This window comes from Hyunsoonleella sp. 2307UL5-6 (assembly GCF_047345485.1).
Classification (GTDB): domain Bacteria; phylum Bacteroidota; class Bacteroidia; order Flavobacteriales; family Flavobacteriaceae; genus Jejuia.
Map to the genome: position 1 here is coordinate 748,204 of NZ_JBLFEN010000001.1, position 15,855 is coordinate 764,058.

The window sequence follows — 15,855 nt, forward strand, 5'->3', positions numbered from 1 at the left end:
AAACAATTTTTTAGTATTTAACTTACAAACAAAATAGAATATACAACAATTATTACAATAATAGTAATAATAAACTTATGAGTATATGCTTTTTGTCGATTTATTTTGCTTTTCATGGATTATCCCCTTCAGAACTTATATATTAGCGTCTTTAATTCATTAACCCCTAATCTAATGAACAAAACTACCTACCTAAAAATTGTAATACTTTTAATTTTCAATTTATGTATTAGCAGTGCTTTCTCTCAAGTTGAAAAAAACACACCTAAGAGAATTGCTATTCCTAATCCTTCTGTACTTACTTTGCAAAGTATACAAAATGCAGGAATCGATCTGTCTTGTGGGCCAAAATATGTTAACAATAACCTACAAATGGAGCTTAGCTTCGCAGAATTACAACTTCTAAAAAATAATAACGTCAATTATAATATACTTGTTGACGACTTAACAGCTTACTACAAAAATAAATTTGAAATTGAATTACCAATAGCAAAAGCTAATTTAAGACAAGAGCAAAGTATAACTAGACAAAACAGAGCAAAACGGAGTGCTAACAAAACACTAAGTCTAAAAAATGCTCCTATTAACAATCCTACCCAACATGATGAGTGTAGCGAAATAGATTGGACTGCTCCTGTAAATTTCAAATTAGGTAGTATGGGAGGTGCCTTTACATTAAGTGAAGCATATGCAGAACTTGATTTAATGCGTAGTATGTACCCCAACCTTATTTCTGTAAGAACCGATGCATCGACTTCTAATACAAAAACTCATGGAAACACTACAGGTGGAACAACCTGGGCAGGACAAGAAGTATTTTATGTTAGAATCTCAGACAATCCTGATATAGATGAGCCTAATGAACCCGAAACATTAATTACAGGTGCGATGCATGCCCGAGAAATTAGTAGTGTTATGAACACTTTTTACTTCATGTGGTACATTCTTGAAAACTACAATACAGATCCGTTTATAAAAAACATTGTAGATAATCAACAGATTTATATTATGCCCATAAGTAATCCTGATGGCTACAGATGGAATGAAGTTATCGCGCCTTCTGGTGGAGGCTTACAACGTAAAAATTTAAGACCAGGTGTTGCTGATAATGGAACTACAAACTCAAATAATAATGTTAGGGGTGTAGATTTAAATAGAAATTTTAATTATTATTGGGGTTGGGATGACGCTGGATCTTCTCCAGCAACTGGTAGTAATACTTATAGAGGCCCTTCAGCAGGTTCTGAACCTGAAACACAAATCGTTCAAGAATTTATTACTGCGCATGATATAAAGGTGTCGGTAAATCATCATGGTGGCTTAAATTCTATTGTTACATCATCATATAATGGTGATGCTGGTGCAACAGATTCTGGAAGAGAAGATGAATATGCTAAAATTTGTCACGATTTAACCCAATATAATCGTTATATTTTTGGTTCTGCACCAAATACACTTTACGAAGCTAACGGTGATATTAATGATTGGATGCTTGGTGGACCAGCAGTAAGCTCTGGCGGACAAACTAGTTCTGGTTCTGGTAAAGATGTTTTAGCGTTTGCTCCTGAAAATGGTGATGATTTTTGGCCATCTATTCCATTAATTACAGAAATAGCAAGACGTGCTGTTAGAATGAACTTTCTTTCTGTAATATACTCTGGGAAATATGCAAAATTACATGATTTTAATACTACTGATATTACTTCAGCTTCTGGAAATCTAACTTTCGGAGTAGAATATCTAGGTAAAACCTATGACGATATTACGCTTACAGTGACTCCTGTTTCTGCAAACATTACATCAATGACCTCTCCTTCTGTACAAACAGGTTGGACTAAACTTGAACAAAGAGATTTAAATATTCCCTATGTTTTAGATGCGGGCATCCAACCTAATGATGAAATAGAATTTCAAGTCACACTAAGTAATGACGATTTTATTATTTATCGTGCTAATTATATCAAATATTATCAACCATCTATTTTGTTTCAAGATAATGACTCAGACACCTCAAATTGGACCACCTCTGGAGGAACTTGGGGAACTACAACAGATGCTTATATCGGTAATACAGCGATAACAGATTCTCCATCAGGATCTTACTCAAACAACGAAAATAAAACTATAACATTAAACTCAACTATAGATTTATCTTCTTCTTCTCAATCCGTAGTGCAATTTTATGCTAAATGGGATTTAGAAAGAAATTTTGATATGGTTCAATTGGAAGCTAGTACTAATGGCGGTAGTAGTTGGACGGCACTATGTGGAAGATATAATAAACCCGCTGCAACAGTTTTAACTAATTTTCATATCTCGAAAATAGACGACTCTAGAGCTATTTATGGGAACGGATCACCTAATGAATTAGCTGAACATCAATCTTCAAATGGTAGTATTGTATACGATGGTGATAGTATGGACAAGTGGGTAATGGAAGAAATTCTGATAAATAATGAAGACAATAGTTTTCTATTTGGACAAAGTAATGTTCAATTCAGGTTCCGATTTAAAACGGATGATACTAATAGAGAAGATGATTTAACCACAACTTTTGATGGCTTTATTTTTGATGATTTTAAAATTACAAATTTCCCTATTCCTTGTGATGATACTCTGACTCCAACCAATCTAACTGTTGATACATCAACAACAGCTTTGTCTGGAATATTGAGTTGGGATGTTGTACCATCAGCAACCTATGATGTAAGATATCGAGAAATAGGAGCACCATCTTGGACAACAATTACAGATATTTCAACTAATAATTATACAATAAGTGGTTTAACAAATGGGACAGATTATGAAGCTCAAATAGCAACACGATGTACTACTTCTACTTCTAGCTTTTCCGCATCAGTTAACTTTACAGGCACTTCATGTACAGGGACGCTTGTTGATTCTTTTCCTTATACTGAAAATTTTGAAACTGGAGAAGGGCTATGGGTACAACCTACTGATGATGATATAAATTGGACTAGAGATAGCGGAGGAACAGCTTCAAATAATACTGGACCAAGTTCCGGTGATGGAGATACTTTTTATATGTATACCGAAGCTTCAGGTAATGGTGCTGGTTTTCCTAGTATGGAAGCCAACTTTGATAGTCCTTGTTTCGATTTCTCAGGAAAAGATAATATTCTGCTTTCATATAGCTATCACATGTATGGACAATTTATTGGTTCTTTAAGATTACAAATCAGTACAGATAACGGTACTTCATATACTAATTTAGATGAGTATAACTCTAATTTAGGTGACGTTTGGAATCAAAACACCGTTGATTTAAGTGCATATAAAGATCAAACTATAAAACTTAGGTTTAATGCTATTACAGGCTCAGATCCAACTAATGGCTGGTCAAGTGATATTGCCATAGACAATATTAACTTAACAGCAGATGACGCTACAAGCACTACATGGTACGCAGATAGTGATTCTGATAATTTTGGAGATCCTAATGTAAGTCAAGTTTCTGTTACTCAACCTGCAGGTTATGTTGTAGACAATACAGATTGTAATGACAATGACGATACCATCAACCCTGATACCATCTGGTATGTTGGTGTGGATAACGATAATGATACCTTCTTCGGAAGTACGACATCAGTAACACAGTGTACATCTCCTGGTGCAGGGTATTCTACAACAGAACCTGCTACTCCTGATTGTAACGACAACGACGATACCATCAACCCTAACACGATTTGGTATGTTGGTGTGGATAATGATAATGATACCTTCTTCGGAAGTACAACATCTGTAACACAATGTACATCACCTGGTTCGGGCTATTCAACAACAGAACAAACGGTAGATGATTGTAACGATAACGATGATACCATCAACCCTGATACCATCTGGTATGTTGGTGTAGATAATGATAATGATACTTTCTTCGGAAGTACAACATCAGTAACACAATGTACATCACCTGGTGCAGGCTATTCTACAACAGAACAAACTGTAGATGATTGTAACGATAACGACGATACCATCAATCCTGATACCATCTGGTATGTTGGTGTGGATAACGATAATGATACCTTCTTTGGAAGTACAACATCAGTAACACAATGTACATCACCTGGTGCGGGATATTCAACAACAGAACAAACTGTAGATGATTGTAACGATAACGATGATACCATCAACCCTGATACCATCTGGTATGTTGGTGTAGATAATGATAATGATACCTTCTTCGGAAGTACAACGTCTGTAACACAATGTACATCACCTGGTTCGGGGTATTCTACGACAGAACAAACTGTAGATGATTGTAACGATAACGACGATACCATCAACCCAAATACCATCTGGTATGTTGGTGTGGATAATGATAATGATACCTTCTTCGGAAGCACAACATCTGTAACGCAGTGTACATCACCTGGTGTGGGGTATTCTACAACAGAACAAACTGTAGATGATTGTAACGATAACGACGATACCATCAACCCAAATACCATCTGGTATGTGGGTGTGGATAACGATAATGATACCTTCTTCGGAAGTACAACATCAGTAACACAATGTACATCGCCTGGTGCAAGCTATTCTACAACAGAACAAACTGTAGATGATTGTAACGATAACGACGATACCATCAACCCAAATACCATCTGGTATGTGGGTGTGGATAACGATAATGATACCTTCTTTGGAAGTACAACATCAGTAACACAATGTACATCACCTGGTGCAGGCTATTCTACCACAGAACAAACTGTAGATGATTGTAACGATAACGACGATACCATCAACCCAAATACCATCTGGTATGTGGGTGTGGATAATGATAATGATACCTTCTTCGGAAGTACAACATCAGTAACACAATGTACATCGCCTGGTGCGGAATATTCTACCACAGAACAAACGGTAGATGATTGTAACGATAACGATGATACCATCAATCCAAATACCATCTGGTATGTTGGTGTGGATAACGATAATGATACCTTCTTCGGAAGCACAACATCTGTAACGCAGTGTACATCACCTGGTGTGGGGTATTCTACAACAGAACCTGCAACTCCTGATTGTAACGATAACGATGATACCATCAACCCTAATACCATCTGGTATGTTGGTGTGGATAATGATAATGATACCTTCTTCGGAAGTACAACATCAGTAACGCAGTGTACATCACCTGGTGCGGAGTATTCTACAACAGAACCTGCAACTCCTGATTGTAACGATAACGACGATACCATCAACCCAAATACCATCTGGTATGTTGGTGTGGATAATGATAATGATACCTTCTTCGGAAGTACAACATCAGTAACACAGTGTACATCACCTGGTGCAGGCTATTCTACCACGGAACAAACGGTAGATGATTGTAACGATAACGACGATACCATCAACCCAAATACCATCTGGTATGTGGGTGTGGATAACGATAATGATACCTTCTTCGGAAGTACAACATCTGTAACACAATGTACATCACCTGGTTCGGGGTATTCTACGACAGAACAAACTGTAGATGATTGTAACGATAACGACGATACCATCAACCCAAATACCATCTGGTATGTTGGTGTGGATAATGATAATGATACCTTCTTCGGAAGCACAACATCTGTAACGCAGTGTACATCACCTGGTGTGGGGTATTCTACAACAGAACAAACTGTAGATGATTGTAACGATAACGATGATACCATCAACCCTGATACCATCTGGTATGTTGGTGTAGATAATGATAATGATACCTTCTTCGGAAGTACAACGTCTGTAACACAATGTACATCACCTGGTTCGGGGTATTCTACGACAGAACAAACTGTAGATGATTGTAACGATAACGACGATACCATCAACCCAAATACCATCTGGTATGTTGGTGTGGATACTGATAATGATACCTTCTTCGGAAGTACAACATCAGTAACACAGTGTACATCACCTGGTGCAGGTTATTCTACAACAGAACAAACGGTAGATGATTGTAACGATAATGATGATACCATCAACCCAAATACCATCTGGTATGTTGGTGTGGATAACGATAATGACACCTTCTTCGGAAGTACAACATCTGTAACACAGTGTACATCACCTGGTGCGGGTTATTCTACCACGGAACAAACGGTAGATGATTGTAACGATAACGATGATACCATCAATCCAAATACCATCTGGTATGTTGGTGTGGATAACGATAATGACACCTTCTTCGGAAGTACAACATCAGTAACACAATGTACATCACCTGGTGCGGGATATTCAACAACAGAACAAACGGTAGATGATTGTAACGATAACGATGATACCATCAACCCTGATACCATCTGGTATGTTGGTGTAGATAATGATAATGATACCTTCTTCGGAAGTACAACGTCTGTAACACAATGTACATCACCTGGTTCGGGGTATTCTACGACAGAACAAACTGTAGATGATTGTAACGATAACGACGATACCATCAACCCAAATACCATCTGGTATGTGGGTGTGGATAATGATAATGATACCTTCTTCGGAAGTACAACATCAGTAACACAATGTACATCGCCTGGTGCAAGCTATTCTACAACAGAACAAACTGTAGATGATTGTAACGATAACGATGATACCATCAACCCTGATACCATCTGGTATGTGGGTGTGGATAATGATAATGATACTTTCTTCGGAAGTACAACATCAGTAACACAATGTACATCACCTGGTGCGGGATATTCTACAACAGAACCTGCAACTCCTGATTGTAACGATAACGATGATACCATCAACCCTGATACCATCTGGTATGTGGGTGTGGATAATGATAATGATACTTTCTTCGGAAGTACAACATCAGTAACACAATGTACATCACCTGGTGCAGGCTATTCTACAACAGAACAAACTGTAGATGATTGTAACGATAACGACGATACCATCAATCCTGATACCATCTGGTATGTTGGTGTGGATAACGATAATGATACCTTCTTTGGAAGTACAACATCAGTAATACAATGTACATCACCTGGTGCAGGCTATTCTACGACAGAACCTGCAACTCCTGATTGTAACGACAACGACGATACCATCAACCCAAATACCATCTGGTATGTTGGTGTAGATAACGATAATGACACCTTCTTCGGAAGTACAACATCAGTAACACAGTGTACATCACCTGGTGCAGGCTATTCTACAACAGAACAAACGGTAGATGATTGTAACGACAACGATGATACCATCAACCCTAACACGATTTGGTATGTTGGTGTGGATAACGATAATGATACCTTCTTTGGAAGTACAACATCAGTAACACAATGTACATCACCTGGTGCAGGGTATTCTACAACAGAACCTGCTACTCCTGATTGTAACGACAACGACGATACCATCAACCCTAACACGATTTGGTATGTTGGTGTGGATAACGATAATGATACCTTCTTCGGAAGTACGACATCTGTAACACAATGTACATCGCCTGGTGCAGGATATTCTACCATAGAACCTGCAACTCCTGATTGTAATGATAACGATGATACCATCAACCCAAATACCATCTGGTACGTTGGTGTGGATACTGATAATGATACCTTCTTCGGAAGTACAACGTCAGTAACACAGTGTACATCTCCTGGTGCGGAATATTCTACCACGGAACAAACTGTAGATGATTGTAACGACAACGATGATACCATCAACCCTGATACCATCTGGTATGTTGGTGTAGATAACGATAATGATACCTTCTTCGGAAGTACAACATCAGTAACACAGTGTACATCTCCTGGTGCAGGGTATTCTACAACAGAACAAACGGTAGATGATTGTAATGACAATGACGATACCATCAACCCAAATACCATCTGGTATGTTGGTGTAGATAACGATAATGATACCTTCTTTGGAAGTACAACATCAGTAACACAGTGTACATCTCCTGGTGCAGGGTATTCTACCACGGAACAAACGGTAGATGATTGTAATGACAATGACGATACCATCAACCCAAATACCATCTGGTATGTTGGTGTAGATAACGATAATGATACCTTCTTCGGAAGTACAACATCAGTAACACAGTGTACATCACCTGGTGCAGGCTATTCTACAACAGAACAAACGGTAGATGATTGTAACGACAATGACGATACCATCAACCCAAATACCATCTGGTATGTTGGTGTGGATAACGATAATGATACCTTCTTCGGAAGTACAACATCAGTAACACAATGTACATCACCTGGTGCAAGGTATTCTACAACAGAACAAACGGTGGATGATTGTAATGACAATGACGATACAATATATCCTGGTGCTCCTGAAATCACAAATGATGGTATTGATCAAGACTGTAATGGTACTGACCAAACTACATTGGACAGAGATAAATTAGAGTTCAAAAATATATCTGTAACACCTAATCCATTCGGTAGTAATATCAATATCAATTTACCATTAAGTTATAATAATGTTGAGTTTAGCATCCAAATATTCGACATGAATGGTAGATTAGTGATTGACAGAAAATATTCAAGTATTAATAAAAGAATACGAGTGAATGGCCTTGATAAACTAGACCAAGCACCTTATATAATTAAAATTATTAATGCAGAAACTGGGTTTTCAACGTTAAAACAATTAGTAAAATTTTAATTAAAATAATTTAAAAACAGGTTGGATTATTAATAATCCAACCTGTTTTTTTTAATATCAGAAAAATATATTTTCATAATTATAGTATTACAAATAACTCATTGTAAGTCTTTTAATATTAAAAAATGTATTTCATCGATTATTTTTGTATTTCATAGAGTTATACTGTACATTTGAGGCTTAAAGAATTAGTCCCCAACTAAAATTTAACCTCTTATGAAAAAAATTACTTTTCTACTAAGGTTTTTTATGCTTTTAAGTAGCATATTACTTTCCTCAAAACTATCTTCGCAATGCGGCGTCACAATTACAACTTTTCCTTATACGGAAGATTTTGAAGCTGGTATTGGTCAGTGGTCGCAAGCTGCTGCTGATGACGGTAACTGGACAAGAGATAACGGAGGTACTCCATCCAATAACACCGGCCCCACTACAATAGGAGTTGGTACTACAAACTATATGTATGTTGAGGCATCTACATCTGGTGTAGGTTTTCCAAATAATTTTACTAATTTCGATAGTCCCTGCTTCGATTTATCAAGCGCTTCTGGCGCTACATTAACTTTTGATTATCATATGTTCGGAGGAGATATGGGCACTCTTAATGTACAAGTGAGTACCGATAATGGAGCAACATTTCCAACCACTATATGGACACGGACAGGAAATCAACAAGCAAGTCAAAACTCTGGTTACATTAATGCTAATGTAGATTTATCAAGTTACGCAGGATCGACTGTAGCATTAAGATTTAATGGAAATACTGGTAGCACTGGTATCGGTTGGGGAAGTGATATGGCAATTGATAATATTAACCTTAGTGTTAGCTCTAGTACAGAACCTGAAATGAATATAACAGGTAATAGCGCATCTATTGTTAATGGAGACATAACACCAAATATAAGTGATGATACAAATTTTGGTGATGTGGATATCTCGATTGGAACAAATGCTAATATATTTACCATTGAAAATACAGGTTTTGTTCCACTTGATTTAACAGGAGCGCCAATTATTAACATTACTGGAACACATGCAGCAGATTTTACAGTTACAGCAAACGCAACAACTCCAATAGCTGCTGGTAATTCTACAACATTTACAATTACTTTTAATCCTAGTGCTACTGGCTTAAGAACTGCAACGGTATCAATAGCTAATAATGATGCAGATGAAAACCCATACACTTTTAATATTCAAGGTAATGGAATTGATTCTTGTGGATCTGTAGTGAGCAGTTTCCCATATACTGAAGGTTTTGAATCTGGAACTGTTGGTGCGTGGACTCAAGATACTACAGATGATTTTGATTGGATAGTAAATACTGGCGGTACTGGTTCTACAGGAACAGGCCCAAATATAGCTAGTGAAGGCACACAATATATTTACACTGAAGCAACATCTAACTTTAATAATACTAGTAATTTAGAAAGCCCTTGTTTTAATCTTACTGGACTATCAAACCCTGAATTTAATTTCAGTTACCATATGTTTGGTATAGACATGGGAACTTTAAATATAGACGTAAGTACAGATGGTGGTATAACATATACAACGAATCTTTTTACAATAAGTGGGCAACAACAAACTACAAACGGAGATGCTTGGATTCCAGTATCATTAAATTTAGCAACTTATGTTGGACAAACCATTAAATTAAGACTTCAAGGAATTACAGGCTCTAATTTTAGAAGTGATATGGCAATAGATGATATTTCACTTACTGACGATAGCTCCATTTTACCTGAAATAAACATAACAGGTAATAGTACAACTATTATTAATGGTGATACTACACCAGATATAACAGATGATACTGATTTTGGCAATGTAAACGTAACTGCTGGTTCAAACTCAAATACATTTACTATTGAAAACATAAGTGCAGTACCACTTAACTTAACTGGGGCACCTATTGTTGATATTACTGGGACTCATGCCGCAGATTTTACAGTTACAGCAAACGCAATAACTCCAGTCGCTGCAAATAATACAACAACATTTACTATAACTTTTGACCCTAGTGCTACTGGTGTAAGAACAGCTACTGTATCAATAGCCAATGATGATGCCGACGAAAACCCATACACTTTTAATATTGAAGGTACTGGTACAACAACAATTCAAGAAATTAATATTCAAGGTAACGGCACAGATATTGTCAATGGTGATACCACTCCTTCTTCTACTGATGATACTGATTTCGGTAGTATTTTAGCAACAAGTGGTAATATAATACGTACTTTTACGATACAAAACTTAGGTACTGTAACTAATTTAAATTTAACAGGAGCATCTCCTTTTGTTAGTATAAGCGGAACACACTCCGGGGATTTTTCGATAACAGCAATCCCAACATCTACTATTACTGCTAATAGCAGTACTTCTTTTGAAATAACTTTTGATCCAAGTGCTCTTGGTTTAAGAACTGCTACTGTTAGCGTAGCGAGTAATGATGTAGACGAAAATCCATATACATTCAATATTCAAGGTGTTGGAATAAGTGGTCCACCAACATACACTATTTATTATGAAAATTTTGATAATAACGATGGAGGGTGGACAATGAGTAATGCTGGTTCTGGCTCTACGTGGTCTTATGGTACAAATACTACTGATATTTGTGAAGCTAATTACTGGTATACTGATAATTACAATAATTATTTAACTAATACTGATACTTATATTACAAGTCCTATAATAGACTTAACTGGTTTCTTCAATTTAAAATTTAGTATAGATGTACGTTATAATACAGATATTAATGATGGTGCATTAATAGAATACTCAACTAATGGATCTACTTGGACAACATTAGGGGCAATGGGAGATGGTACACAATGGTACAATTCAGCAAGTGTAAATGCATTAGGTGCTGTAAATGGCTGGAGTGGAAACAACAGTTCAGAATCATTCACACCGATACGAAATTTGTCAGAACAAGCTAGTATTAATTTACCTTCCTCTCTTGATAATGTTGCCACAGTGCAATTTAGAATACGTTTTGCATCTCAAACTGCAAATGGTGATGGATTTAATTTTGATAATGTATTTATTCAAGGAGACCCATATACCCCATTAGCAGACCCAACATTTGCTCCAGGTGGTGTAACTAATAATTTAAAATTATGGTTAAAAGCCGATACTGCAATTGGCGTTGTGGCTAATGGTGCAGATATTGCAACATGGACAGACCAAGCTCAAGATAACGATGCCATTAGTGTAACCACAACTAGCCCTGTTTTTTACAATAGTGCAGCTAATAACATAAATTTTAACCCTTACATAGATTTTGTAAAAGCTAACCAAGATGTTATGAAAGGTAAGGGTGGATATTATGCCAAAGAATATTTTATTGTTGTGCAACCAGATGGTATAATTGATGATGCTTTGGGTAGCACAGAATCGCCTCTTTCTGGAAGACATGCCATAGAAACTATGCATAGTGACGGAAGTGGTATATATTTTGGTGCTGGTTCTCAACGATTTACTAACTACAATTCTATGGTAAACCATATGGTTAGTACTGTACCAGGTGCCTTAACCGCGGGAGTTGCACCTGGTGATTCTTATGGCAGAACCTATTCTAGTGCTACTGATACTTATGATAATGAAGTTATTGTATTTAACATTAAAACTAACCCAACAAATACATCAACAGAAATTTATAAAAATGGTATTAGAATTGATAATGCAACTGGAGAAACTTCAAGTAGCTTTGAAACGTTACCTTTTTCTGAGTTTATAAACTCATATTTTTGCTTAGGTAGCGGGCGAATTTCTATAAATGGACACCCTTTTGACACATTCTACGACGGAAAAATAGCGGAAGTATTAAGTTATTCTGTAGCCAATTCATCATTAAATCAACATAAAATTTTATCAGCTTTATGTTTAAAATATGGTATTACATTACATGATACAGCTAGTACTACAGCTGTAATACTAAACGATAAGGATTATATTGATTCTCAAAACAATGTAATTTGGGATACTAGTGCAAATACTGGTTATAATCATAATGTTGCTGGTATTGGTAGAGACGACGCTTCAGAATTAACTCAAAAACAGTCTAGTAGTATTAATGATGAAGTTGATGGTACAGGACCGATTGAAGGTATCTTAACCATTGGATTATCTGATATCTATGATACAAATAATGATAACATAACAAGTAATCCAACAAACTTTAATGATAGAGAATTCTTGATGTGGGGTGATAACGGTGCAGATTTAAGCTTAACAGCTTCAACTATTGCTGTGGATATGAGTGCTGGTATTGGAGGCTTAAGTACACCTGTTAGTTTTGTTGGCATGCAACGCATTTGGAAGGTTGTTGAAACTGGTGGAGACATACCATCATGTAAAGTGAGAATTCCTGAAAACGCTGTACGAAACATAACACCACCAGGTAGTTTCCTAATGTTTATATCTGATACAGCAGTTTTTGATCCAACAGCTGACTATAGAGTTATGACACCCGATGGAAGCGGAAATTTAGAGGCAGATTATAACTTTAATGCCACTAAATATATTACTTTCGGATATGCACCTCAAGTTATAAGAGAGCGTTCAGTTTATTTTGATGGAGTAATTGATTATATTGATGTTGAGGATAATTTAGATTTAAACCCTACGGAATTTACTATATCAGCATGGATTAAGAGAGACGCGGGGAGTACAAATGTATCAATAGTTTCTAAACGAGATGCTGCTAATACGGAAGGCTACGATTTGAGAATATTATCCAATCAACGTTTAAGTTTTTCTTTAAATGGTGGTGCAGGTATAGTTACATCATCCATACAAATACCGAGTGAAGAATGGCATCAGGTAGCTGTGATATACAGCGGTGGAACAGCTACTTTATATATTGATGGTGTTGCAGATAATTTTGCTACGTTACCTTCACCTACTGCAACATCAAGAAAATTTTTAATTGCAGCAGCTGATGGTTTTGATCCTGATACAACTGATTATTTTGCAGGAAACATTGATGAAGTTCGTGTATGGGATAGAGCGCTTACCGTAGGTCAGTTACGCTATATAATGAATCAGGAATTAGTAGATAAAAGTATTACTACTGGTTTAAATCCGCTACCGCTAATTGAAGGTTACGTTATTCCAACTACAATTTCTAATAATGAAATAAGTACTATACCATGGACAGATTTAGCTGGTTATTATCCTATGTCTATATATACATATACCAACACAAACGACATGTCTGGTAATAATAACCAAGGTGCGTTAAGAAACTTAGATACTGTAGATTTTCAAACAGCACCTTTGCCCTATCAAACACAAGCTGCTGGTTCTTGGGATGCAGACGCTACTTGGTTAAATAATACCGTACAGCCACTACCAAATGCTTTATCAATAGTTGATGGTACTACACCAATTGATTGGAATATTGTTGAAATGAATCACAACATTTACTTAGGGGCATCTCCAACCGCAGTAAGAAGTAGAGACTGTGCTGTAGAAGCATTAATAATAAATAGTGGAGACCTTCAAGTAAATGGAGATACTGCAGCAAATACAGGAATAGGCTTAACAGTTTCTCATTATTTAAAACTAGATGGCACTATCGATTTAGAAGGTGAATCTCAATTAGTACAATCAGACCAAAGTGATTTTGATACTAGTAGTACTGGAACTCTAGAGCGAGACCAACAAGGTGTTGCAAGTACATACATTTATAATTATTGGAGTTCTCCTGTATCAACTACTAGTAATGCTGATTATATGGTTTCAAACATATTTAACAATGTTGGCTTTTTAACCTCTGGATTTAACGGTACTGCATCACCATCAGTACAAAATGCTGATTATTGGATTTGGACTTATGCCAATTTACCTAATGATGATTATTCGCAATGGCAACATACCAGAAGTACCACAGCAATTGCAGTTGGTGAAGGATTTACCATGAAAGGCCCTGGCGTAGCAACTCCAGATCAAAACTATGAGTTTTTAGGGCAACCTAATAATGGAGATTTTAGCTTACCAATAACTGTAGATAATGATTACTTAATAGGTAACCCATATCCTTCGGCTATTGATGCTGATGAATTTATTAGAGATAACTTGAGTAATCTTGAAGTTGGTGCTGGTGGTAGAAACCCATCAGGAAATGTTATTAATGGCGCACTATACTTCTGGGATCATTTCTCAGATAACACACATAATATAGCAAGCTATGAAGGTGGGTATGCCGTTTACAACTTAATGGGAGGTACTGTAGCGCAATCTACAGATACAAGAATAAATGCTACTTACACATTCGGGACGAAACGACCAGAACGTTACATTCCTGTAGGTCAAGGCTTTTTTGTATCTGCAGTAAACGATCCTGGATTAACAGGGTTAACGCAACCTATTGTAGGAGGAAACGTCCTTATAAAAAATAGCCAAAGAATTTTTCAAAAAGAAATTGTTTCTGGTAGTAATACAGGATCGATATTCTTAAAAAATAATAATTCAAAACATACAGGAAAAAACAACGCTTCTAGTGCTGTTGATTCAAGACAAAAAATAAGATTTATGTTTGATTCTCCTGATGGATATCATCGCGAATTACTTGTTGGTGCAGATGCAAATGCTTCTATTAATTATGATATGGGTTATGATGCTATAATGCTAGATAAAGGTAATGAAGACATGTATTGGGATTTAAGCAATACACCTCTTGTAATACAAGCTATAGATAATTTTGAAAACGATAAAATTTTACCTCTAGAACTTAAAATTGCAAAAGCAGGAAATGCCACCATAAGAATTAATGAGCTAATAAATATCGATAATACAACAAACATATATCTACATGACAAGTCTTCAAATATGTATCACGATTTAAAACAAAATGATTTTACAATCAATTTACAACCTGGAATTTACAATGATAGATTTGAAGTTACCTTTAGCAGTAACGCGCTTTTAAATACCAATGATCTCAATTTAAAAGATTTACAAATTGAATTCTATAATGATGAAGAAAGCTTAGTCGTTAAAAACCCAAATGAGCGTTCTATAATAAAGATAGAAATTTTCAATTTACTAGGGCAGTCTTTAAAAAGCTTTGATGAAACTACTAATGCTGATATCGTTAAACACAAAATAGACTATTTTTCTACTGGAGTATATTTAGTCAAATTATCCTTAGATAATAATACGTCGATATCTCATAAAATTAGTATAGAATAACAAGTTTATAGTAACACA

2 protein-coding genes are annotated in these 15,855 nt (G+C 36.1%); both read left to right on the forward strand.

Annotated elements, in window-relative coordinates; translation table 11 throughout:
* Positions 1 to 174: 174 nt before the first annotated feature.
* Positions 175 to 8,631 (forward strand): M14 family zinc carboxypeptidase, encoded by an 8,457-nt coding sequence (locus ACKGJY_RS03315; RefSeq protein ID WP_413972422.1) that lies wholly within the window; start codon positions 175 to 177, stop codon positions 8,629 to 8,631.
* A 216-nt stretch (positions 8,632 to 8,847) separates the two neighbouring features.
* Entirely contained in the window at positions 8,848 to 15,837 is a 6,990-nt protein-coding gene (locus ACKGJY_RS03320; RefSeq protein WP_413972423.1) for a choice-of-anchor D domain-containing protein, read from the forward strand.
* Positions 15,838 to 15,855 lie beyond the last annotated feature (18 nt).